Here is a 24990-nt window from a genome sequence, read left to right as displayed (position 1 = left end):
GCTTTTCATACGTATACGTTATATTTGAGGCCTCTGGGGCTGGATGAAATTCTGGGTAGAGAAACCATACCGTTTGTACCTTCAAAAAATCGCATAGCAATGTATCAGAATAGTATAAAAATAAGTGCAAAAGATGTATTTGAACTGATTACAAAGGGTATGTATCCGGAATTATATCGGACATATCAAGCGGTGCCTGACTATTATGAGAATTATGTGAATACGTACATTGACAGAGATATCAGTGAACTGATACACCTAAAGGATAAGCTGAAATTTCATGATTTCCTTCAATATCTTGCTGCTCTTACAGGTCAGCAGATCAATTCTTCTGACCTGAGCAGAAAACTGCAAGTAAGCAGTAACACGATACAGCATTGGCTTTCTATATTGGAATCTACCGGTTTGATATATTTTCTACAACCGTATAATGATATATCCATAATGAAGCGTGTTGTAAAATCAAGTAAGGTGTATTTCAGTGACACAGGTCTTGCAGCTTACTTGATAAAGATGAATTATCCCGAAACTCTGCGTATTTCCAATTTATCCGATGCTTTTTTTGAAACATTTGTAGTGAATGAAATAAGAAAAACCTTTTTAAATAATAAGGAGCCGTTTCATGCATATTATTATCGGGATAGTAAACAAAATGAAATTGACCTTGTCCTTCTTTATAAAGGAAGGCTTTCACTCATAGAAATAAAACAGGGTGTTTCTTTTCAAGCAAGTGATGTAAAGGGATTTGATCAGTTGAAATCGTCGCTATATCAGATTGAAAATCGTATTATTCTGTGTAATACTCTGGAGAATTATCCAATCAATAGGGATGTTCAAGCGGTAGCTTTAAACAGCATATAAGCCTGTTGATTATAGATTAAGTATGATAAGACTTTCACCTGTGATAATCGAACCAGAAGTGAATATAAAGATATGAACAGATTACCCACAAGAATAAAAGCACGCAGGAACTCCAAAGAGTCAAGGCGTGCTTTTCTCATAAATATCATTTGCATGAACAGGTTTTCGTTTAGGAATGCGGTGTATTTTGCTGAAATTGGTACAGCACAACAGCAAGCTTCAGCAGCACATAATCATGAAGGCTTCTCGGATCCAGACCGGTCTGCTTGCGTATTTGCAGAAGCTTATACTGAAAGGAGTTCCGATGCATATTGCAGGCTTTTGCACAATGAAGAATGCTGCCGTTATGCTCCTCATACAGGGATAAAACCATCATGATTTCCGCAATTCGCTCAGCACTGCAATCCTTGAATAGATGCTTCAGGTAATATGCTCTCTCCAGCTCATTGATATGCGGCAGCAGCATACCGACCCCGATATCCTCATAACAGGAAACCCTGTGTCCGCTGATCCGGCTGCCCCAGAGGGCAGCTGTTTTTGCTCTGCTATACGAAAGCGGCAAATCGCTGATTTTCTCAGTCACAGTGCCGATTCCCCAGAAAATCGCATGCGGACATATCTCCCGGATACTGCCAATCCACTGCTGGATATACATCCTGTTCTGTGCAGGGATAATGAAAATCAGCTCCTGCACATATAACGCCTTTTTCTCAATATAGGTGGAAAAGGGAACAGCCTCCAGCAGACGGTGTATACGGTCGATCTGCTCATCCTTCAGCTGTCCGTCAATCCTTGCACATACAATCAGTCTTGGACTCCTTTGTGTCAGATTGTCATTTTGAAATAAGGATTCATTCTCAAAATTCCCGCTCAGCACCCGCTCAATCAGAATCCTGTCACTGGAACGCTTCTGATGACGGATGTCACGATAATATGCATCCTTGACAAGAATCTGTGTCATCTTCTGCAGGATTTTCGCATAGCCGATAACATCCTGTTCCTCACCTGTAATGCCAATCACACCGATAATTTCATCATCAAAGAATACCGGCATATTGATTCCCTTACGTGCACCGTAATATTGTGTATCGTTTTGCACGCTCAGCTGCTCGCGGTTTCGAATAACACTGAGCGCGCCGGTATGCAGACGATGCATACGCTTTGGATCTGTGCTGGCGATAATCAGACCGTCCGCATTTATGAAATTGATTTCCTCAGGGATGACTTCATGGATATTATCAACGATAATCTTTGCTAGCTCTTCAGAAATTTTCATAAGTTCTCCTGTTCTATAACACAAAAATATGTAATAAAATCATGGTTATATTTGTATTATAACACATATGATTATTCCTATCTGCATATTAGAATTATATTGTAAGGGGAAAGGAGATGAACATGAACGTTCTAATAGCGATGGATTCATTCAAAGGCGCGCTGTCCTCTGAACGAGCAGGAAAGGCTCTGGAAAGAGGAATCTTGCGGACAAGCGGACATCAGACGACGGTTTGCAGTGTAGCGGATGGAGGAGAGGGCAGCGTCCATGCACTGGCAGCCTGTGTAAAGGGGGAATACAGGACTTGGCAATGCCGGGATGCCTTTCATCAACGAATAACCGTGCGCACACTGCTATTTGAAGAGGAGGAAAGCCTGTGCTGTGCTGTGGAGGCTGCGGATATCTTCGGGCTGCATAACTGCGAGGTTTCCAGTGCCACTGCTGCCACTGCATCAACCTATGGACTCGGTGAGCTTCTTAATCAGCTGCACGGCCATGCCATTCACAAGGTACTGCTGTTTCTCGGCGGAACAATCACAACCGATGGTGGTCTTGGTGTCCTACAGGGACTGGGCATCAGGCTGTATGACCAAATGGGAAATGTGCTGCCTGACGATTGCAATCCACTGTTTGCTTTTGATCACTGGGATGAAGAAGCCTTTCATACCGTAAGAAAGAAGCTCGGTGATATGAAACTTCTCATAGGCTGTGATGTTTGTGCACCACTGTATGGAAAAGAGGGCTGTGTGCTTACCTATTCTGCACAGAAGGGGGCAAATGCCATGCAGATGCACAAGCTGGAACAGCAGCTTCATCTACTGGAGCAGCGAAGTGCAAGAAATCTTATGCAGGAAGGCTGCGGTGCAGGTGGCGGCTGTGCTGCAGGACTGCACATACTCGGTGCGGAATTAACCTTTGGCTATGAGCTGATCAACCGTTATGTCCGTCTGGAGCAAAGACTGCATACAGCAGATCTGGTGATTACGGGAGAGGGACAGATGAATCATCAGACCCTGCAGGGAAAGCTTCCGATACGTATTGCGCAGGCAGCGAAGAAGGAAGGCATTCCTGTGCTTGCCGTATGCGGGCAGAGGGAAGTGGATTGTGCAGCACTTACTGCATATTTTCAAGGCATTTTCACCATACAGCAGGGAATCTATCCACTCCATGAGGCACTGGCACATACAGAGGAATATCTGGAGGAAACCGGTTACCAGCTGATGCGTCTGATTACCATGGCAGCAGGGATATCGCACACAGTGTTAAAGAATCAAAAAGTAACGATAGCAGAAGAGCTCTGCAGGAAAGGTAAAACAATATGATAAATCAGTTAAGAAAGAAATTAAAGGAAAAAGAAGTAATCATCGCAACCCGTATCGATTTTACATGGCCGCAGCTTATTGAAATCATCGGCAGCAACGAGCTGTATGATTATGTGGAATTCCTGGCGGAATATGCCCCATTTGACCATTACGACCTGGAGAACATGGCACGCGCAGCAGAGCTGCACAATATTTCCATGATTATAAAGCCGGACTATCACAATCGTATATATGTGGCGCAAAAGGCTATGGCATCCGGTTTTGAGGGAATCCTGTTCACCGATCATACAACAGCGGCAGAGGTGAGAGAGACCATCCGGCAAATTACACCGGCTACACCGGATGGAGGCGCTCTTGGCTTTGTGAACAGACGCTGGATACGCAATGCCAATCTGTCCAGTCAGATGGATTACGCACGGGATGTTTGTGATATCGTTAAGGGCTTTATGATAGAAAAGGTTGAGGCAGTACACAATTTGGAAGAGATTTGTCAGGTGGAGGAGGTCGATTTCCTGCAGTTCGGTCCTGCTGATTTCTCCATGAATTCCGGGTTTGATAAAAGCGCACATCCGGATGAGGTCAAAGAGGTTGAAAAATATGTAATCGAAACAGCACTTCGATATGGAAAACGCATCCGTGTAGAAATACGGAATGCGGCGGATGCGGCCTATTATTATGAGCTTGGCGTTCGTGATTTTGCACTGGGAACAGATTTGCGTATCCTTAAGGATTTCTATAAAAATGAAGGAGATCAGCTAAAGGAAATCATCATGGGCTGACAACCGTGCTTGTTTAAGAGCAACTAAGAACATAGAGCGAGTACATAGAACCATATATGGAAACCAGGAAACGCAACTATCAAAGTACCGTGAGGAGGAATGAACTTATTATGCGTGTAAGCTATGATACAATGCTGCAGGAATTCAAACGTGTTTTAACGAAGAAGGGGTTTCAGGAGGACAGAGCAGAGGCTGCTGCGGCAATCTTTGCACAGAATAGTCTGGCAGGGGTCTATTCGCATGGACTGAATCGTTTTCCAAAGGTTGTGGAGTATTTGGAGAAGGGAGGAATAGATCCTGATATCAAGGCAACCTGTGAGCTACAGCTTGGAGCGTATGAACGCTGGAACGGACATCGCGGTTTTGGTCCCCTGAATGCCAGACAGGCTATGGAAAGAGCCTGTGAGCTGTCAAAGCAGTATGGCATTGGTATGGTAGCACTGGCCAATAACAATCACTGGATGCGTGGTGGGAGCTATGGGTTTCAGGCAGCGGATGCCGGGTGCATCGGTATCTGCTGGTCAAATACAAAGCCGAATATGCCTGCATGGGGTGGTGAGGATCAGAGAATTGGAAATAATCCACTGGCATTTGCAATTCCGCGCAGCAATGGGCAGCATGTTGTAATCGACTGTGCAATGTCTCAGTTCTCCTATGGAAAGATAGAGGATTACAGGCTGAAGGGCCTGCAGCTTCCGGTGCCTGGCGGATATGATACCGGCGGACAGATTACAAGGGATCCCGGTGAAATATACAAAACAAAAAGAGTGCTGCCTATGGGCTTCTGGAAGGGGAGCGGGATTTCGATTGCACTGGATATGATCGCAAGTGTGCTGACAGCCGGGAATGCGGTGCATACAATCGGGACCTTTGAAGATGAGATAGGACTATCTCAGATGATGATTGCCATAGACCCATCGAAGGCAAATACTGAAGAGCAGACCGATGCCATTGTGGATGGTATCCTCGCTTATATCAAGGCATCCAAGCCGATTGATGAAGCAAGGCCTGTTTTATTTCCGGGTGAACCGGAGTGGCAAACGATGGAGGAGCATAGGAAAAACGGGATTCCTGTTATTGAAGAAAAATGGAATAAGGTTCTTGCAATGTGATGTGAGAGAAGCTTCTTTAGGTCCAATCGTTGTGTGATGGGCCTTTTTCCATACTGTAAAGTGAGTATGATATCTTTGCTGATAGGAAATAAATATACACTATGAAGGATGTTTTGTATAGACAATTGCTACTCAAGATATATTATCCTGTAAGGTACATACAAATACTGATTTATTTGTTATAATAGGATTAACATACAATGAGGTGAGGTAAATGAAAGAGAGTAAGCCTAAATATTTGGAAATTGCAGATGCGATTCATCAGGAAATACGACAGGAAATATATAAACAGGGAGATAAGCTTCCTGTTGAGCGGGAGCTGCAGGAGCGCTTTGGCGCAAGCAGAATGACCATCCGACATGCCCTGCAAAAGCTGGAGCAGCAGGGAGTGGTACGCATTGATCGTGGCCGTGGTGCGTTTGTAATGGATTTGATGATTCAAAGAAGCAAGGAAATACTGGGCGTTACAGAACTCATGGAGCGAAAAGGATTGAAATGCCATAGTAAGGTGCTGCATCTGGAAAGGATAAAACCGGATGAGCATATACGTGAGGCAATGAATCTGAAGGAAACGGATGAAGTCTATTTTCTGCATAGGATCCGTTATGCGAATGATGAAGCAATCGCTGTAGAATATGCGCATATCAATGCATTATACTGTCCGGGTCTTGAAATGTTCAACTTTGAAAGCTTTTCTTTATATGATGTTTTCTATGAGCATTATCACCTGGATTTATCATGGGCAAGAGATGACATTCGGGCAGACAGCATTCGCGGTGAAGACGCACATATTCTGTTGCAGGCAAAGTCAGGTCCTGCTCTGATTGTTTATAATACGGCGTATGATTTGAATAATAATCCAATCGAATATACAAAAACCATTTACAACTATAAGATGTTTACTTATACGGTTGTAAGTACGGAAACTTCAAAAAAATATAAAAACAAATAGGCTGAAAGACACTGTACGGTGTCTTTTTATCGAAGGGGGTATGTGTATGAAAAGTACAGAGGAGCAATTGCGAAAGCGGGGAAAGGCATCATTGGATGATATAGAAGAGCTGTCATCCTTGGAAGTGAAGAAGCGTATACTTCTGCTATCACATGAAACGGCATGGATAAGAAGTGCTGCAGCAATCAGCCTGAAAAAAGATGTGGAGCAGGCTGCTGATGAGCTTCTTCAGCAGCTGGAAAAGGAGAAGTGCTTATACACGCGGATAGCAATTTGTGAAACGCTTGAGGCAGGTGATCAAAGAACAGCTGAAAAAATGGCTCTGTATCTGGGAAGGATAGGGACAAACCAGTATAAAACAGTTCCCGAGACAGTATCCGCAAAAAAATCCTATCCACTTCCGCGGGATATTATAGCGCGCTGTATGGGAAAAATGAATCCATGTACAGCCTCTGTTTTAGTAGCTGTTACAGAAGGTGACGATAAAGCAAAAGTAAGTGAGGCTTTGGACGCTATAGGGTTTATGGCCTTTTATCACCCGGATATCGCTTCACCACAAATCTGTGATTCACTTTTGCAGCTGGCTGAAAAATGGAAGAAAGACTCTTTGATTCTGTGGAAGCTGCTTCTTTGCATGTCTGCCTTTACCTGTGAAAAAAGTGAAGCGTTTGTTCAGGCATATGCAGAAAAAAACGGCATTTTGAAAATACAGGCGGAGCGGTCACGAAAAATCATAGAGGAAAGAAGGAGGAATGTGAAATGACGCAAAATATTTTCGATAATGATGAATTTTTTTCTGCGTATATGGATTTACGTCTGCATAGGAAAAACTATAATGATTTTATGGAGCAGCCAAAGATGCAGAAGCTGATGCCGGATAGTAAAGGTAAGGCGATATTGGATATCGGATGTGGTTATGGGCATAACTGTCTTCATTTTGCAGAAAACGGCGCTGCACATGTAACCGGGATCGATATCTCAGAAAAAATGCTGAAAGAAGCAAGAAGAAACTATGCACATCCTGTAATTACATATATGCGAATGGATATGGCGGAGCTTGGCACCTTAAACAATAGCTATGATCTTGTGTACAGCTCTCTAGCCTTTCATTATGCTGAAGATTTCCCTGCCCTGGTACATGATATTTATAAGCTGTTACGACCGGGTGGCATCCTTCTGTTTTCACAGGAGCATCCAATTATAACTGCGACCTATGATGGAAAGGGTCACTATAATCACGATGAGCATGGAGATTGTATTTCCTATACCTTTTCTGATTATGGAAGGGAAGGAAAGAGGAGCGGCTTCTGGTATGTCGACAATGTGGAAAACTGTCATCGCATGATGGGAACCATCATCACCACGCTTGCACACACTGGTTTTTTTGTAGAAGATATGGTGGAAACGCTGCCGGATGAACATGCGCTGCAGGAATGTCCGGGTATGATAAAAGAGTTTATCAAACCAAGCTTTCTGATTGTTCGGGCGAGAAAAATGACAAGAGAAATGTGAAAGGCGATGTGAGGATAAAGAAATGATTGCTTATGACGCCTGATAAAATGACTTGAGCTGGGCATGACTGCGATGAATTGCAGTGATAAAAAATTATAATAAAGGAACGCGCATAGGAAATATAAGCGGAGACGGACTGCATAAAATTATTTTATATTATATATGATTTCTAGTTGCTGTTGTATGAAATGGTATGTTTCCAGCTATGGTTATCAAAGTAATTTCTACGAATAAACTTTCTTACAGTTGATTGCGAAAACCGTAATTTATAAATATAAGCGGTTTCATTTTTCTGATGAAAGTGGTTGACAAGAGAAATTGCGTCTGTTAGAATGTAAATGAATTAAATAGTAACCAGGATTTGTTACGGAATATGCCGGCATGACCTAAGTGATTTTTAGTATAAATCATTTGGGTCTTTTTTATTCCATTTATTTAATTCCTATGTGATCACATAAAAAAAGAGGTGTCATTATGAAGGTTATCAATCGTATAAACAACAATGTCGTACTCATCAAGGATGGAACACAAAAGATGATCGTAACCGGAAAAGGTCTGGGATTTCAGGTATATCCCGGAAATGATGTGAATGAACAGCTGATTGAACAACGTTTTATATTACAGGAGCATACGGATGATGTCTATTATATAAAATTGTTAAAAAGTCTTCCAATGGAAACACTGAATGTCTGTGAGGAAATCATTGTTAAGGCAAATGAAATGCTGGGTAAACCGGTTTCCGGAAACCTGATGTTTGCACTTGCGGATCATCTAAAATTTACAATGGAACGCATGCAGAAGCATATGCTGATAGATCATCCTCTCGCAAACGAAATCAAGCAGTTTTATCCTAAAGAAATGGAAGTTGGCTACTACGCACTGCGTCTGATTAAGGAACGTTTGCATGTAGACCTTCCACAGGGAGAAGCCGTATTTCTGACAATGCATGTCGTAAATGCATTAGGTGGACTGAGCGAAGCATATGATGTTTCACAGCAGACAGATGTTATGGCAGAAATTGTTTCCTATATAGAAACATATTTTGATTGTACGATTGATCAGAACAGTACATCGTTCTCCCGTTTCATAACACATTTAAGATATTATCTGATCCGTCAGCTGAATTTTGAAATAGAGGAATCCATCAATGATGAACTGCTGGAGATTGTACAGGAAAAATATCCAAAGGCATATGCCTGTGCACAAAGTATTGCAGACAAAATGGATGTACTTTATCAAAATACATCAGCAGATAGTGAAAAATTATATCTTACCTTACATATTAACCGTTTACTGAAAATGCAATAGGAGATAGTGAAAGAGAAAATCCAGTTTGTAGTATGAAGCAACCTTCGTGTAATATTTGTGTCCGCACGCAAAGTGCGGGGGAATGGAGTCATTTATGAAAAATCAGGATTTAGCAAAAGCAATCCTGGATCATATAGGGAAAGAGGAAAATATTAAAAATCTGACCCATTGTGTTACCAGATTGCGATTCACCTTAAAAGATAGAAAAAAAGCAGATGTCAAGTATATTGAGCAGTTGGAGGGAGTATTGGGGGTACAGGAACAAAACGGGCAGTTTCAGGTTATTGTAGGCAGTAAGGTGACAAAGGTCTATCAGGCACTTACCGCATTAACAGCTTTCAATGATGAAGAAAAGGAGACAGGGCCAAAGGAGAAGAAATCCTTCCTATCAAATCTGTTGGAGACAATATCCTCCATTTTAATTCCAAGTCTGCCTCCGATTATCGGTGGAGGTATGATCAAAGGCTTTCTCTTTATGTTCTGGGAGTTTGGATGGATTGAATGGGGAAGCAATCTCTTTAATCTATTGAATATCGTATCGGATGGTATGTTTTATTTCTATCCGTTTCTATTAGCCGTATCTGCCGCAAAGCGGTTTAAGACAAACCCATATATGGCGTTGGCGGTTGCCGGCAGTATGATGCATCCGACTATGTATGAGGGCATCAATGCAGGCTTGGAAAGCTTTCAGGTTTTCGGCTTTATCAGTGTGCCATATTTAGATTATAATGCCTCTGTCATACCGATCATTTTATCCGTTTGGATATTAAGCTATGTATACCGCTTTTTTGAGAAGCATATCCCGGATATTATCAGTGTTATCTTTACACCGATGCTGTCACTGGTTATCATCATACCTGTCTCTCTGGTTATGATTTGTCCACTTGGATTTTATATCGGTGAGTACCTTGCCGAGGGAGTACAGGCACTAATCAGCTTCTCACCGATTATCGCCGGATTTGTGATTGGCTTCTTGCGTCCGCTGACCGTTCTTACAGGAACGCATCATGCAGTACGTGCAATCGTATCTCAGCAGCTTGCTACCTATGGATTCACAACAATTGGAGCTATGAATTATATGAGTACTATGGCACAGGCTGCTGCGCCATTAGCTATCTATCTGATATTGCGTAAGCGGAATGAAAAAATGAAGAATATATCTCTATCCGCAGCAATTTCAGGATTTCTGGGAGTTACAGAGCCAGGTTTATATGGCATCATTGTAAAATATAAGGTTGCTATGATAGCAACGATGATTGGTGGAGGAATTGGTGCTGCTATCTGTGCGGCATTCAATGGTGCGGAGTATGCCATGGTCATGTCCTCTTTGATTACCATCCCTGCAACATTTGGAGAAGGCTTTATGGGAATTGCCATTGGTCTGCCTGTTTCCATTGCTGTAACAATGGCCATTATCTTTCTATTGAAAAATAAGCTGATCGAAGAGGATGGAAGCGTAAATATCAAGGAAGTACAGGCAATCGTAAAACCTACAATAACAGCATCAATGGATGATAAGGTCATATCCGTGTACAGTCCGGTAAATGGCAGCTTTACAGATGTGAAGGAGCTGCCGGATGATACCTTTGCACAGGAGAAAATGGGAAAAACCATTGCCTTCCATTCAGAGGAGGATGTTATATATGCTCCGGTGGATGGTGAGGTAACCGCCCTGTTCCCTACACTGCATGCAATCGGTATCCGAAGCAGTGAGGGTGTGGATATCCTTCTTCATATCGGAATTGATACGGTGAATTTAAACGGTGCCTTTTTCACTTCTGAAGTACAGCTGGGAGACACGGTTACTAAGGGAACTGCCTTAATACGATTTGATCAGGCGAAAATAAAAGAAGAAAACTACAATAGTGATGTCATTATGATCATCACGAACGCCAACCAGTATCTCGACCTGTTTGTGAAAGATAAAGAGCATGCAGTATCTGCTGGTCAGGAAATTATGAATATTATATGTTAAGGAGAATATAAAAATGAAAATGATAATCGGTAAAGACGTTGAAGAGATGAGTCAGGTAGCCGCAGGCTATGTGATGAGTTATATGTATCAGGATAGGGAACGAGTAAATCTTTCGATAACAGGTGGGACGACACCGCAGCGTATGTATGAAATTTTGGTACCTATGGTAAAAGATAAAAAACAGTTTCAGCATGTGCATTTCTATAACTTTGATGAAATACCCTATCGAAAAGAGGACCGTGAGGGTGTTACGATATCCGGTCTGCGGGATGCATTCTTTACACCTGCACACATAAAAGAAGAACAGATTCATAAGCTCGATCAGTTTAATTATCAGACACAGGACGAGCGCATTGAAAAAGACGGTGGGCTTGATATGGTGATTTTGGGAGTAGGGGCAGACGGTCACTTTTGCGGTAATCTGCCACAGACGACAAAATTTGGTGATCTGACAACCCGTGTGGAAAATGATCAGCGTTTAAAAGCACGCATCTTGCCGGAGTTTCATAATGTTGAGGAAGATGTTCCTGAGTATTATATTACAATGGGTCCACGCAGTATTATGCGTGCCAGACATATCGTCATGATTGCCAGCGGAGTAAAAAAAGCAGGCATTATCAAAACACTGCTGGAACAGGTGGTTGATCAGGATGTGCCAGCCTCCATTCTGACATTGCATCCTCATTTCACTCTGATTGTGGACGAAGAAGCGGCATCTCTGCTGTAAAGAATAAGATAAAAACCCTGTAAGTTATGGATATTATGTCCTCTATAACTTCAGGGTTTTATTTTGTAAGGTAAGTTCCAAAAGACTTTGCCCATTATATACATGCACTATTGATAGGAAAACTGCAAATACAGCTTAGTATTAAACGGATAGTTTGGATAACGCATTTACTGTTTGCAGATGCTATAGAGTTGTGTTTCGCTATCGTTATGTCATACATAGGGTTATGTGGCTATGCAGGAAGTCTTTGCTTCTTTAAAGCTCGCTGCCATGATTGTCATATCACCACATAGATGAAGTTTTGTATCACAAATTTGAAGAAGTGTATCCCATTTGTTTATATGTTCGTCGTTGATCGTGCCGTTTCCTTCAATTACCGTTAGGAGGTGGAAATCCTTATGGTGTATCGTGGTATCTCCATGCAGCTCTATTTTCTTTAACGTAAAGATGCCGGGATCATTTTGGTATACTGTCTGTATACAATCTCTGCTTTGTATCAATTGTATCGGTGTGCGCTGTTTCAATACTTGCGGATAGTATATATACTTTGCAGCCTGTTCTATATGCAGGGGTCGCTTATGTCCTGATTCATCTGTTCGTTCATAATCATAAAGCCGATATGTGATATCAGATTGACATGTGAGTTCGTATATCAGAGATCCCTTACCTACCGCATGTACGGTTCCCGGCTGTAAATAGAAATAGTCATTGCTGGCACAGGGAAGATAGCGAATTCCATTAAGAAGCTTGTGATGAGCAACCGCATCCAGAAAATCCTGTTTCTTTTGCCAGTTGTGCCCCAGACATAACCGGGAGCCATCACTGTGAATGACATACCAGGCTTCCGGCTGAGCGTCTGTTGTGGATGTTTTATCAGGATGTACCTGAATAGATAAATCCTCATTTGCTGCCATTATATTTATACGCAGGGGAAATTGTTTACATGACAGATGAAAATATTCAGGATGATTCTTATAAAAATCAGATAAGGTATACGCTTCCTCATATATCTCGCAATCACATGAGGAATTCGCACTGGCACAGCTGATTTCACCTATGGATCTGGGATTTGTGAGATGGAATTGGTCTCCCAGTGTATCACTTCCCCATATCCGGTAATGACCAATCGGCTTAATACGATATAGTCGTTTCATATTAGAAACGGACAAATGTTTTCATGATAGCGACTTCTTTTCCTTCACTTTCTCCATATGGTGTAATCGTATAAGACCTTATGGTTGCAGGGATACATACGCTTTCAGCAAAATGAATGACGAATGGCGCAAATTGTCCTTCCGGACTTTCAATGAGAGCTTCCTTACCGCTGATTAAATTCAGAGCATTGGTTTCTCCATCTGTGCAATGCGTTGTTTTTCCAGTCATCCAGATTCTTCTGCATTCCAGAAATTGAAGTTCACACAATCCCGTACGTTCTTCTTTATGTACACTGTCTTCTTCTATCAATACCGGATCAAAAGCACATTTTTCTTTAATCCAGCTGGTATGCTTATCCCATTGAATGTTCTTCATACCATGATCAATATGAACAGGTCTTGGAAGTCCGTCTAAACCAATTCTTCCCCAATCCCATAATTTGAAAGTGAAAATACAAGGTGAAGAGGAAATTTCTAAGACCATTGTATTAGCTCCGGAACAATGTACTGTACCTGCCGGTATGCTGAAGTGATCATGTTTTTTAGCTGGCAGCTTATTTGCATACTTTTCAGCAGGAAAATCAATTTTTCCTTCAGATGCCAGTCTGAGATCACGTTCCATCTCTTCACGGTTAGCCTCATCAGTTAAACCGAGATATATGTAAGTTTCTTCATCACTTGCACAGTCAAGATAGTAATAGCTTTCATCCTGTGTAAAAGGCATCGCAAAATTTTGTACCATATATTGCTGGTTTGGATGTACCTGCAGGGATAAGTTTCCACCTTCCATCGTATCTAGGAAATCATAACGAATCGGATACTCTGCACCAAATCTGGCAAAGCCTTTTTCGCCGATCAATTGCTTTGGAAAACGCTGCATCAAAGTATAGCCTGGAATATTTACTGAAATATCTTTAAATGTGATGTTTACCTCATTTTCCTGGAACAGAAGATTATAACTCCATGCATAATTGATTCTGTCTTTATCCTCTACATCACAAACCTCCTTCATCCACTGACCGCCCCAGAGTCCTTCATCGAAGAACGGTACTGTTCGAAACGGCTGCTGTAAAAGCTGTGTTAGACCATCCTCAAATGCTTCTCTGTCAATCATGCGGGGATCATTGTGCTTTACAGTATCCAGATAGAAGTCAAATTTATCATATAGGCTTTGCTTATGTACATTACCTATTCTCCAGTCAATGAAATATCCCCTTTTGAACTTTCGTATCATGTCTTCATCTGCATTATCTGTATGGAAGTTCGGCAGATGCTCATGACGGTAGCGCATCTGAATTTCCCAGATTGTCATATCCGCAAGAACAAGAATATCACTCTTTGTGATGTAGTCTGCAGCAGTACCAAGAATCAAAATATTACCAGTGGCTGTATCTGCTTCTTCACGGGCATTTGCCAGTCTTTGCGGATCTACTAAATCCATCCACTTTCCGTAATAAGCAATTCCATATACACGGTCATCGGTAATGTTACGCTTTAAAAGCTCATAGATCTTATCATTATCATAAAAAATCGTATCACTGCAAATAATTTTATCAAAAGTCAGATATTTACATAAACCTTCCAGCAGTTCCTCCTGATCTACGCCAATGTAGCAGTCGACACAAACGATATTGCGCTCTTTGGTCATTTTGGTTTTGATCCATTTGCATATGTCCTCATAACCTCGTACGGCTTGATTGTCATGTCCCTGTATGACAGTGGTGGGGTGCTTTTCGTAATTAGATGCTGATGTTAAATACTTCATATGGTATCCTATCCTTTCCGATCCAATATTGCTTATATCATGGGATCTTTACGATTGCATTATAGCATTGAAAAAATAAATTGTCTATACAAAAATATATATGTATACATCATTTGTCATATGTATAAACAAATTATTGACTGAAGAAAAAAATCAAGGTATGATGTAGAAAAGGAGGAAATTATAATGATAGGAATACTTTTGATTTCACATGGACCTCTGGCTCAGGGACTGAAAGAAACGTATTGTTTTTTCAATGATGAAAGTGATCTTCTGGATGTTTTATGTTTACAGGAGAAGGATGATCCGGCAGATTTTCATGAAAAATTATCCTTAAAATGTGATGAACTGGACCAAGGTGACGGTATTTTGATATTTTGTGACATACCGGGGGGATCTCCCGCAAATCAGGCTCAGATACTACAAGCGCAGAGAAAACATGATCTTCATATTATTTCCGGCTGTAATCTCATCATGGTACTGGAAGCTTATATATCCAGAAATTTTATGGATCTGGATGCATTGTGTAAGCACTGTATCGCGAAGGGAAGAGAAAGCATTATGGAATTGCAGCTATCAAATGTAGAGGAAGCTGATGAAGATGCGGAATTCTAATCGTGTAAGCAAGGATCTTCATATGCATTCTATCTGGAGTATCGATGGAGAGTATGAATGCTCTGCATTAATTGAACTTGCAAAGAAAGCAGGACTGCATACGGTTGCTCTTTGTGATCATAATTGTATGCAGGGAATTGATGAAATGTATCGGGAAGGAAAGAAACAGGGAATTGCTGTATTACCTGCAATTGAATTTGATTCTCTGTTTCATGGATATGAAACACATATCATCGGTTTTCAGCTGCAATATCATGCCCCGGTATTCGAACATCTTCATGAAAGAATAAATGAACTGGAATTTGCGGCTTTCAAAAGCAAGGCACAGCGTCTTGAAGAGCTGTACCATGTTGATTTGCAGGTTGATACGCTTATGGAACGGTGCAGAAAGGAAAATCCTTTTCAGGTGATTTACGGAACGTTTTTAGCTCATGCGCAAAGAGAGCATCTGCAGCAGCTGCAGGACTATTATGAAGGTGGAAAGAGGGCGGGTAATGCAGTCGTCAATTTCTATTGGGATTCTTGTTCTTATGGTAAAGAGGCGTTTGTTCCTGTACCATATCCTCAGGCAGAGGATGTAATACAACTGATACATGAGTATAATGGGATCGCGGTCCTTGCCCATCCCGGTGTTGCTTTTTTCAAGAAGGATGCTTTACTGAATGAAATTTGTTCCATGGGGCTGGATGGCATCGAAGTATTTACAACCTATCACACCATGGATCAGCAGAACTATTTTAAGGAATATGCATTACAAAAGCATTTGCTGATCAGTGGCGGCAGTGATTTTCACGGCAGCTATAAACCGCATATCCGGATAGGAGAGTACGGAATGCGGAAAGAAGATGAACATTTGCTTGGTCCGTTACTGGAGAAGCTGAAGTGTAAAATATAATAGGAACGAAAAAAGAGAAATCAGTGACAGGGCTCTTTCCCGATTGTGGGTAAACATAAAACAGGGAGATTCAACATGATTGGTTTTATCAATAGAAGTTGAAGTCTCCCTTTTTCATATACCCTAAAGTAAGAAAGAAACAGTGATAGAATTTCTCTTTTCTTTTACTGCAGGTTTCCTGCATTATGTTATTTTAGAAAGCTGAATGCATCCGGATCTGCAATGAAATGTGCATATAAAGGGATTGGATCAACTGGATTTTCCCAAGGGACCTCTTCCGCATTCAATTGCGTAATTCTGATTTCATGTTCATGATACTGTTTATTCAATACGAATTCCGGCGAACCTGAGGAACCTTCCATAACAAAGACTGGAGCACCTTTCATTTCTTTCAGATGTCCATATTCACTATTGGCATCTTCAATAATCAGATCACCAAATATAAACGGATCTTTTCCCGTATTGATGGATAAATGGTAATAACCGCTAGGAATGATTAAATAATCCCCAGGCTTCACATTTAACATAATCACCTGAATACTGTTTTCTTCATAGGCAAATAATTCAAAAAATCCTGTACCCTGAAGAACCTCATATGCTTCAATGTGCCTTGTTTTCTTAATCGGATGTACGCCATGAATATGACCGTGAGCTTTCATCATTTCCTTATGAATCGTCTGTGGCATTAGGATGGTATATTCATAACGGATATGCTGACTCTTAAAGATCTCTTTGTGGGCGCTGCGGTAGATACCGTTATACATGTAATACAGAGGATAATCATCCTCATAATCTACAGAATTACGGAATAATTCACGCATATCCTTCATTCTGCGGATTGCGATTTCCTCAATCACAGTATCCGGTGGTACCTGCAATTCTCTTGTTTCGTCGTTAAATACAGATGGGATGGTAGATGCTTTTCCAAAATCATAGTCCATAATATGACCTCCAATCATTTCTAATTTCATTATTATCATGCTCGGATTCTATTGTCAACCTGAGTATTTTTATTACTTTTATATGTACAAAGCAGAGAATTGTATGCTTTTTCTTTATAGATTTACGAAAAAACCTAGTTTTATAATATTTTATTTTCTTTACTTTCCAGGACAATAAAGAAGAATGTCTAAAAATCAGCAAAATAAAAAATTTTAAAATTGATAGTACCTTTTTTTATAGCATAACAAATTTAATAAATTTTAATTTTTGTATAGACAATAAAATAATTGTATGTAATAATTTGATTAAGATTAGTACAAAAAGGAGGCTGGACATATGTCATTTGTTTTTACAAGAGTGGATGATCGGGCAATTCATGGACAAACAGTTACCATGTGGAGCAAGATTTTCCAGAACAACGGTATTCTGCTGGTGGATGATGAAATATCGAATGATCCAACAATGCGTCAGATTTACAAAAATGCTGCAGTGGGAATGAAAGTTTTTATTTATACCGTTGAGCAGGCATTGATCAAGGCGAAGCAGGCATCAGAGAGTGAACGAAATTATATTCTGATAGCCAGATCACCTATTGTGTTCGAGAAACTGGAGAAAGGCGGTGTAAATGTAGGTAATAAAATCACTCTCGGACCGGTATCACAGGAAGAAGGCAGAACCCTTCTTGCTCAATTTACAGCATTAAATGATGAAGAAATACAGGCGTGCGAATATCTTTCTGAAAAGGGTAAAGAAATCGTATTCCAGAATATTCCTTCTACACAGGCAGTTGATTGGAAATCCGTACATCATAAATAAAAACATAGGAGAGGAGTGAGTCGTGTGAGTATATTACAGGCAGTACTGATTGCTCTGTTCAGCTATTTAGCAGCAGAGTGTGTACCAGTTCTTATGGGGGATTTTGGAGGATATTATGTTTTAAGTAAGCCGCTGGCTTCCGGATTGATCGTTGGAATTATTCTTGGGGATGTTTCAACAGGTGTCACAGTGGGAGCAGCTGTTCAAACAGTATATCTTGCCACAATGTCTGTTGGTGGTTCCATTCAAACAGATATCGCTGTTGTTGCTTATCCTGCTGTAGCACTCGGAGTAGTATCTGGTGGAGATGCCAATGTTTCTATAGCACTTGCCACAACCTTAGGAATCGTTGGTATTCTAATCTGGAATGGTATGGAATTCTGCAATGTATTCTGGGGTAATATGGCTGTGAAAGCTGCAGAAAAAGGTGATTATAAGGGTGTTATTAAATATCATGTCTTTGGTGCCCAATTAACTACCTTCCTGCTTCGTTTTGTTCCGGGATTTCTCGTTTTGTACTTTGGTGCAGACTATGTAATCAGTCTGACAAATGCTGCACCGGCTTGGACCATTCATGCACTGGAAATTGTAGGCGGCGTATTACCAGCTGTTGGTATCACGATGATTACCAGCTTGTTAATTAAGGATGGAACATACTGGGTATATTTCCTGACAGGCTTTATTCTCATAACCTACTTTGAACTGAGTATGGTAGCTGTTGCTGTAATTGCTGTAATTTTTGCAGTAATCGCATACAAGCTTCTTGGCAGAAGCACTCCTGCTGATCAGGAGGAAGACGATATGGAGGTTGAATTCTAATGGAACAGAAGAAATTAAAGAAATCAACATTGATGAAGAGTTATTTAAACTGGTCATTTTTCCATCTTACATCTCTTGGCTTTGAACGAATGGAGGCATTTGGTTTCCTGCATAGTATGCTGCCAATCATTAAGGAATTGTATGGAGACGATAAGGAAGAAGAGATAAAGGCATTAAAACGTCATAGTGTATTTTATAATGTTGAGCCCATTCTAGGCAGTGTGGTACCCGGTATTGTCGCAGCTCTTGAAGAAAATCGGGCGAACGGTGCAGAGATTGATGACGGTATGATCAATGGCGTGAAGGTTGGTCTTATGGGACCGCTGTCAGGAATTGGAGATAGCTTTTTCCAGGGATTGATGTGTCCGATTTTCTTGAGTATTGGCATCTCTCTTGCAGCTGATGGAAGTATCGTAGGTCCTCTGTTTTACATATTTACCATGTTTCCTCTGATTGTTGCTTTCTCTTATATTGTATATTTTAGAGGGTACAGATTAGGAATTGAATCCGTCAATATGTTTCTTGGTAAAAATGCAAAGCGTATTCAGGAGGCGTTCTCTATTCTGGGTCTGATCGTAACGGGTGCGATCGGTGCCAGCTTTGTGGCATTAAGCGTGAATATTACAATCGTAAAGGATGTTACGGTTCAGGGCTTTCTGGATGGTGTATTCCCATCTGTACTGCCTTTGCTTCTGCTCGTTGTGACATGGATTTTGATGGTAAAGAAACATGCGAAAGCAACACATCTGATTATTATCTATATTATACTTGCTTTCATTGGTGCATTTACAGGTATTATATAAATCACAGGTGCTGCTGAAGACTTGGTATTGGACAAAGCATCCATGATAAATACATGTAAGCTTTTCATTTTTATACGAGTAAAGGGAGCTTTTACTTCCATACTACTCCTTCCCTGAGTACCGAAAAGGGATAAGGAACAACACTGTAGAAAAGAAACAGCGAAAAAACGAACAGGTATGTGAACATACATTTAGAAAAAGAACATGAAGCAGGCTCTGATTCACTCTCGGATATTATAAAAAAGGTAATTCTAATAGTGACTGATAGCCTAGAATTACCTTATTCCGATTTTGAACGTAAGCATACTCTCCTGTTCTTTTTTGTATCGTGCGAAAAACGCATACCTCATTCAGTAGACTGCTGGTTTTCCTGCTGTATAAGCGCCAGATAATCACCATATCCCTTTTCCTCCATCTCAGAGATGGGAATAAACTTCAATGCTGCACTGTTGATACAGTAACGCATCCCACCGCAATGCTGCGGACCGTCATCAAACACATGTCCCAAATGCGCGTCGGAATGTGCACTGCGTACCTCTGTTCGACGCATACCTCCACTTATATCACTTTTTTCTTTTATCAGGTCTTTCTGAATCGGTCTGGTAAAGCTCGGCCATCCGCAACCGGAAACAAACTTATCCGTAGAAAGAAATAGTGGTTCTCCACTGACAATATCGACATAGATTCCTTTTTCAAAGGTGTCCCAGTAAGCATTTCGATAAGGTCGCTCTGTCGCGTTTTCCTGTGTTACTGCAAATTGCTCTGCACTCAGTCTCTGCTTTAGCTCCTGCTTCTCCGGCAACGGGAAACGGTGGGGCTCTGCCGCTTCCTTCCTTTCAAATTTCCAGGCGGGTATATGACAGTAACCATCCGGATGCTTATCCAGATAATCCTGATGACAGGTCTCTGCGGAATAGAAATTTTCAAGAGACTGATATTCAACAGCAAGCGGCTGATCATAGGATTTCTGAAGCTTGTCCAAAGACTGCTGTATAACATCGGCATCCTTTGGATTGGTATAATAAATACCGGTGCGATACTGAGAGCCGATATCATTTCCCTGACGATTTACGGATACCGGGTCGATGATAGTGTAAAACTGATTCAAAAGCTCCTCCAGCGTAAGCACGTTTTTATCATACAGGACATGTACACACTCTGCAAAGCCCGTATCCTTTGTACAGACATCCTCATAGCTTGGATTATCACTCGTTCCGTTCGCATATCCGCACTCCGTGAAGCGGACGCCTTCAAGGGAGGATAAGAATTTCTGTACACCCCAGAAGCAACCGCCGGCCAGAAATATCTCTGCTTCTTCATCATGCTGTATATCTGCCTGAATATTTACCTTCTGAACCGGCTGTTCGCTTTTTCTTGTAAACAAATAAAACAGTAAAAGTATCCCTGCGGCGGCGAATATTAAAAGTACCATGTCATATCATCTGCCTTTCTTTCATATAGTAGCTGTTGTCATCGTAAACTGCATGCGGCAGCTTCAACACTTACAGCATCCCCAGAGAACAAATATTTATACATGCGGTATAAAGGTGAGAAATGTGGCAAGAATTGTATTAGAAACTGTTACAATCACGGCAATTCTATGATAGACTAAAGCTGAAATGGAAAGGAGCATTGCTATGGAGTTTAGAAGAATCAAACCGGAAGATTATAAGGACATCCATGCACTGAATGAAAAGCTGGGGTATTCCTATGATGGGGATAAGGTGTATGAGCGTATCATTTCCATACTGGAAACGGGAAGTGACTTTATCACCGTTGCGGAGGATGAAGGCAGAGTTGTTGGTTATATTCACGGATCGCCTTATGAAACACTGTATTCAGATAAGCTGGTCAATATTGTGGCTTTGGTAGTCAGTGATGATTACGCGGACAATGAAGAGGTGCGTCAGATTTATGATGTATTTGAGGCCAGAGTACGAAAAAACGGATATTGCGGTCTTCGTATGACTGCGAATGTCAGAAGAAAAAATCTTTTCAAGCTGCTGAGTCAGCATGGATTCAAGAGTCACAGCGACCTGAAACACTATCTGAAATATTTTGACTAGTATTAGATTATTGAGGGAAAGAATGCGTACTGCGATATAACAGGGATTATATCGTTTTTTTATGCTGAAGTATATTCTGACAGCCTGCCCTCTACCTTTTAAATCATTGGCGGCTGCCTGCTTCTTGCTGATGGGATATCAAAAAAGGATGAATTTCACCCTTTTTCAAAATGACATATAAATCTGATGATCTCATTGCGGCAGCTGGCTAGCGTATTACATATGGGAATGCAGGAGGATTGCTTTAAGTATTAGATGTTGCATTCTGCAGAAGAAAGTAAGAACTATGCAGAACAGCTTCGTGAGGATAACAATACTATTGCCATTATCGACTGCTTTGCTTTTTCAATGCTTTCAGATTGCTCGTACGTGGTACCTTGCGCAGTTTTTCCAGATTCTGCGCCAGTATTTTTTCGTAGGAGGATGTCAGCTCCGGTTCATAGAAATGCTTGTTTTTCAATCTGTCCGGCAGATACTGGATACGATTCCATAGATCACTACGTTCATAATCATATTTTTCATCATCATCCATATTGACCGGTGTAAATCGAAGATAATCCGGGACACTGTAGGAGGTATGGCGCAGTGTACTCATTGCTGTATCGATTGCATGCTCTGCACTCTTTGACTTTGGTGATAGAGTCAGATCTATCACGGCTGCGGCCAGGATAATACGGGCCTCCGGAAAGCCTACTCGTTTTGCGGCATCAATTGCCGTTGCACACCGTGCCACTGCTGCAGGATTTCCCAGACCGATATCTTCATATGCGGTAACGAGCAGTCTACGCTCGATACTGTCCATATCATTCGCCTCGATCATGATACCCAGATAATACAGGGCAGCATCTACATCACTTCCCCGAATGGATTTCTGGAATCCGCTTAATACATCATAATAACCGTCTCCATCGCTGTCCATGCTCATATTCGGAAACTGGGAATATTGAGAAACAAGCTCCTGTGTGATGACACCGTCACTTGCAAGTGCACAGATTTCAAGAATGTTGAGTGAATATCGTATATCTCCATTGCTGTGACGCGCTATGATATGCAGTGCTTCCTCCTCAATCTGAACACTGTCATTGAGGCCGTCCTGATGATGAATGGCTTTCATCAGAGCCTGTTCGATATCCTCCTGCTGCGCCTGCTTGATTTCAAACAGATGACAGCGGGAACGGATGGCGGGATTGATGGCATGCAGCGGATTGCTGGTGGTTGCGCCGATCAGGGTGATATTACCGTTTTCCACATGTGGGAGCAGAAGGTCCTGCTTATCCTTGTTTAACCGATGCACCTCATCAATGATCACGATCAGTCCCTCGTAAAACTTTGCCTCCTGAAATATGGTTTCCAGATCCTTCTTATTTCCGGTTACTGCATTAAACATGCGAAACGGAAGCTCCAGCTCGTTTGCGAGCACCATAGCCAGTGTTGTTTTACCGGTACCGGGAGGTCCATAGAAAATCATGGAGAATAAGCGCTTTTCAAGAACACATCTGCGAAGAACCTTGCCTTCACCAATCAGGTGCTGCTGTCCGATGATATCATCCAGATGCTGCGGCCGCATCCGAAAAGCCAGTGGCTGCTTCATATACATTCCTCCATTCATGTACGTATAATTTTATCATAAAATCATAGAAAAGGGAGCATCAACAGGTATTTCTACCCAAACAGATGCTCCAGAAGAATCTTCGTACCAATCAGTATCAGAATGATACCTCCCAGAATGCCGGCATATTTCTCTAAAAGATCACCAAGGCGGTTTCCAAGATAGACGGCAATGAAGCTGAGCACAAAGGTTGTAACACCAATAACTGTAATCGCAGTCCAGATATGTACCTGTAGAAATGCAAAGCTGATACCGACAGCAAGTGCATCAATGCTGGTCGCTACAGCCAGAATCAGAATGGTTTTTAAAGTCAGAGATTTATCTTCACAGGCCTCTTCTTCTCCACGAAGAGACTCCCGTATCATGTTCCCTCCGATGATGGACAGCAGACCAAATGCAATCCAGTGGTCGATGGAAGCGATGAACTCCTGAAAATAGCTTCCTGCCCACCAGCCGATCAATGGCATAACAGCCTGGAAAACACCAAAGAAAAAACCCAGCGTGAGTGCATAACGCAGAAGATCTTCTTTCTTCATTGTCATACCTCTTGCGATGCTGACCGCAAATGCATCCATACTCAGCCCGATACCGATCATAAAAATAGAAAATAAACTCATACCCTTATCCTCCTGAATGAAAAAGAGACTCATACGTGAAAAACACACGCATAAGTCTCGTTATTTAATACTTAAGCCAGATTCACTGTGAATCATTATGTTGACCTAACTACTCAAATGTGAGCTAACTACTCCCTTATAAGCCTGTACATCATATCAGAAATAAATGTAAAATGCAATATATCAAAGTGCATTTTCATTACTTAATTCATTTAGCAGGTCATTTGCTTCCGATTTCCTGCTATCTGCCTTTTTGTAGTCTTTAAAGGATGGAAAATCAATTTTATTTACTTGATTGATATCGTTCAGATTCACTACGAGGCTGATCGTCATATCAACTGCTTTCTTTTTTTCGTCCTCATCGTCCAGCTCATAGGACGCTGCGACCTTCATTTCTATACGCTCAAACTGATTCTGCTTATTCACTGTGAAAATATAGGAGCCTTCACGTATACCGGTGACTTTAATGCCATTCCCGAGTTTAAAGGTATCATCATCAATGGATTTATTAGCATAATCCTTTGCGGCACTCAGACCGTCTTTATTCATGACAGCCGTGATGACCTTTCTGCCATCCTTTTCCTCCATCGTCATTTCTTCAAAGCTCTTTTCAACATTCTTTTTCGGATCACCGGTTTCCTTATCAAGCTTCAGCTTGTTCAGCAGCTGATCATCCAATTCCTTGTATTCCTTTTCCATCTCCATGATGTTTGCATACACAACATCATCCTTCATATAAAATGATGCAAGATCATCGAGTCCGATTCCATTTACAGCGGCATCCATATGCAAGGCCAGCTTCAGCTTCTTTTCCGCATTATACGTTCCGTCCATGGTAACCTTGGCATGCATATCCATATCATCTGCATCAACGAGCAGCTTCATATCATAGGCTGCGGATTTCATCTTTGTAATGTTTGTTGCTGCCTTCGCATACGCATCCAGTGCATCCTCATTTATTTTGTTCTTACTGCTGCATGCTGCAAGTGTGAAACCCATCAGTGCACAGGTCAGTATCGCCAGTATTTTTTTCAATTTTCTCATCTCCCTTTTCTATTTAGAAAA

The 24990-nt window shown here is 41.3% G+C and carries 24 protein-coding genes; 16 read left to right on the top strand and 8 right to left on the bottom strand.

What is annotated here, in order from left to right:
- Nucleotides 1-24: 24 nt before the first annotated feature.
- Complete coding sequence (locus tag G4D54_22380; GenBank protein ID QJA04989.1) at nucleotides 25-861, top strand: DUF4143 domain-containing protein; 837 nt, start codon at nucleotides 25-27, stop codon at nucleotides 859-861.
- 169 nt (nucleotides 862-1030) lie between these two features.
- On the opposite strand, the gene G4D54_22375 is transcribed toward G4D54_22380, so the two are convergent.
- Nucleotides 1031-2137, bottom strand: coding sequence for a sugar diacid recognition (locus G4D54_22375; GenBank protein ID QJA04988.1), 1107 nt, complete (start codon nucleotides 2135-2137; stop codon nucleotides 1031-1033).
- 122 nt (nucleotides 2138-2259) lie between these two features.
- On the opposite strand from G4D54_22375, the gene G4D54_22370 reads away from it, so the two are divergent.
- From G4D54_22370 to G4D54_22330, 9 genes are all read left to right on the top strand, one after another.
- The gene (locus tag G4D54_22370; protein ID QJA04987.1) at nucleotides 2260-3459 is read left to right on the top strand and encodes a glycerate kinase; all 1200 of its coding nucleotides are present in this window, start codon (nucleotides 2260-2262) and stop codon (nucleotides 3457-3459) included.
- Nucleotides 3456-4238 (top strand): 2,4-dihydroxyhept-2-ene-1,7-dioic acid aldolase, encoded by a 783-nt coding sequence (locus G4D54_22365; protein QJA04986.1) that lies wholly within the window; start codon nucleotides 3456-3458, stop codon nucleotides 4236-4238. The genes G4D54_22370 and G4D54_22365 overlap by 4 nt, the downstream gene beginning before the upstream one ends.
- Before the next feature lie 110 nt (nucleotides 4239-4348).
- Nucleotides 4349-5350, top strand: a complete 1002-nt coding sequence (yiaK, locus tag G4D54_22360; protein QJA04985.1) for a 3-dehydro-L-gulonate 2-dehydrogenase — start codon at nucleotides 4349-4351, stop codon at nucleotides 5348-5350.
- Between the two features lie 214 nt (nucleotides 5351-5564).
- Nucleotides 5565-6302, top strand: coding sequence for a GntR family transcriptional regulator (locus tag G4D54_22355; GenBank protein ID QJA04984.1), 738 nt, complete (start codon nucleotides 5565-5567; stop codon nucleotides 6300-6302).
- Nucleotides 6303-6348: 46 nt separating this feature from the next.
- Complete coding sequence (locus G4D54_22350) at nucleotides 6349-7065, top strand: hypothetical protein (protein QJA04983.1); 717 nt, start codon at nucleotides 6349-6351, stop codon at nucleotides 7063-7065.
- A complete protein-coding gene (locus tag G4D54_22345; GenBank protein QJA04982.1) occupies nucleotides 7062-7814 on the top strand; it encodes a class I SAM-dependent methyltransferase in 753 nt (250 codons plus the stop codon). Before G4D54_22350 ends, G4D54_22345 begins: the two co-directional genes overlap by 4 nt.
- 474 nt (nucleotides 7815-8288) lie before the next feature.
- Nucleotides 8289-9122: a PRD domain-containing protein gene (locus tag G4D54_22340; protein ID QJA04981.1), complete on the top strand. Its 834-nt coding sequence runs from the start codon at nucleotides 8289-8291 to the stop codon at nucleotides 9120-9122.
- Nucleotides 9123-9216: 94 nt separating this feature from the next.
- Nucleotides 9217-11097 (top strand): PTS transporter subunit EIIC, encoded by a 1881-nt coding sequence (locus tag G4D54_22335; protein ID QJA04980.1) that lies wholly within the window; start codon nucleotides 9217-9219, stop codon nucleotides 11095-11097.
- Nucleotides 11098-11110: 13 nt separating this feature from the next.
- Complete coding sequence (locus G4D54_22330) at nucleotides 11111-11824, top strand: glucosamine-6-phosphate deaminase (GenBank protein QJA04979.1); 714 nt, start codon at nucleotides 11111-11113, stop codon at nucleotides 11822-11824.
- A gap of 224 nt (nucleotides 11825-12048) precedes the next feature.
- Here the strand turns inward: G4D54_22330 and G4D54_22325 are convergent, their stop codons facing one another.
- Nucleotides 12049-12978, bottom strand: coding sequence for a mannose-6-phosphate isomerase (locus G4D54_22325; GenBank protein QJA04978.1), 930 nt, complete (start codon nucleotides 12976-12978; stop codon nucleotides 12049-12051).
- A gap of 1 nt (nucleotide 12979) precedes the next feature.
- Complete coding sequence (locus tag G4D54_22320) at nucleotides 12980-14743, bottom strand: mannose-6-phosphate isomerase (protein QJA04977.1); 1764 nt, start codon at nucleotides 14741-14743, stop codon at nucleotides 12980-12982.
- A 186-nt stretch (nucleotides 14744-14929) separates the two neighbouring features.
- On the opposite strand from G4D54_22320, the gene G4D54_22315 reads away from it, so the two are divergent.
- Nucleotides 14930-15358, top strand: coding sequence for a PTS sugar transporter subunit IIA (locus G4D54_22315; GenBank protein QJA04976.1), 429 nt, complete (start codon nucleotides 14930-14932; stop codon nucleotides 15356-15358).
- Nucleotides 15339-16253: a PHP domain-containing protein gene (locus tag G4D54_22310; protein QJA04975.1), complete on the top strand. Its 915-nt coding sequence runs from the start codon at nucleotides 15339-15341 to the stop codon at nucleotides 16251-16253. Before G4D54_22315 ends, G4D54_22310 begins: the two co-directional genes overlap by 20 nt.
- 188 nt (nucleotides 16254-16441) lie before the next feature.
- Here G4D54_22310 and G4D54_22305 read toward each other — a convergent pair whose 3' ends face one another.
- On the bottom strand, nucleotides 16442-17194 hold the full coding sequence (locus G4D54_22305; GenBank protein QJA04974.1) for a glucose-6-phosphate isomerase: 753 nt from the start codon (nucleotides 17192-17194) through the stop codon (nucleotides 16442-16444).
- 337 nt (nucleotides 17195-17531) lie between these two features.
- Here G4D54_22305 and G4D54_22300 point away from each other — a divergent pair, with 337 nt between their 5' ends.
- From G4D54_22300 to G4D54_22290, 3 genes are read left to right on the top strand one after another with little or no spacing between them, the layout of a single operon-like run.
- Entirely contained in the window at nucleotides 17532-18011 is a 480-nt protein-coding gene (locus G4D54_22300) for a PTS sugar transporter subunit IIB (protein ID QJA04973.1), read from the top strand.
- Nucleotides 18012-18035: 24 nt separating this feature from the next.
- Complete coding sequence (locus G4D54_22295) at nucleotides 18036-18830, top strand: PTS sugar transporter subunit IIC (GenBank protein ID QJA04972.1); 795 nt, start codon at nucleotides 18036-18038, stop codon at nucleotides 18828-18830.
- Nucleotides 18830-19633: a PTS system mannose/fructose/sorbose family transporter subunit IID gene (locus tag G4D54_22290; protein ID QJA04971.1), complete on the top strand. Its 804-nt coding sequence runs from the start codon at nucleotides 18830-18832 to the stop codon at nucleotides 19631-19633. The genes G4D54_22295 and G4D54_22290 overlap by 1 nt, the downstream gene beginning before the upstream one ends.
- 346 nt (nucleotides 19634-19979) lie before the next feature.
- Here the strand turns inward: G4D54_22290 and msrB are convergent, their stop codons facing one another.
- Nucleotides 19980-21065, bottom strand: coding sequence for a peptide-methionine (R)-S-oxide reductase MsrB (msrB, locus tag G4D54_22285; protein ID QJA04970.1), 1086 nt, complete (start codon nucleotides 21063-21065; stop codon nucleotides 19980-19982).
- A 205-nt stretch (nucleotides 21066-21270) separates the two neighbouring features.
- On the opposite strand from msrB, the gene G4D54_22280 reads away from it, so the two are divergent.
- Nucleotides 21271-21699: a GNAT family N-acetyltransferase gene (locus tag G4D54_22280; GenBank protein ID QJA04969.1), complete on the top strand. Its 429-nt coding sequence runs from the start codon at nucleotides 21271-21273 to the stop codon at nucleotides 21697-21699.
- 325 nt (nucleotides 21700-22024) lie between these two features.
- On the opposite strand, the gene G4D54_22275 is transcribed toward G4D54_22280, so the two are convergent.
- From G4D54_22275 to G4D54_22265, 3 genes are all read right to left on the bottom strand, one after another.
- Nucleotides 22025-23290 (bottom strand): replication-associated recombination protein A, encoded by a 1266-nt coding sequence (locus G4D54_22275; GenBank protein ID QJA04968.1) that lies wholly within the window; start codon nucleotides 23288-23290, stop codon nucleotides 22025-22027.
- 71 nt (nucleotides 23291-23361) lie between these two features.
- Entirely contained in the window at nucleotides 23362-23925 is a 564-nt protein-coding gene (locus tag G4D54_22270; protein ID QJA04967.1) for a manganese efflux pump, read from the bottom strand.
- A gap of 183 nt (nucleotides 23926-24108) precedes the next feature.
- Entirely contained in the window at nucleotides 24109-24960 is an 852-nt protein-coding gene (locus G4D54_22265; GenBank protein ID QJA04966.1) for a hypothetical protein, read from the bottom strand.
- Nucleotides 24961-24990 lie beyond the last annotated feature (30 nt).

Source organism: [Clostridium] innocuum, from assembly GCA_012317185.1.
In the GTDB taxonomy this organism is placed as follows: domain Bacteria; phylum Bacillota_I; class Bacilli_A; order Erysipelotrichales; family Erysipelotrichaceae; genus Clostridium_AQ; species Clostridium_AQ innocuum.
The sequence above is the reverse complement of the archived record's forward strand: the minus strand, read 5'-3'. Positions and strand labels throughout refer to the sequence as shown.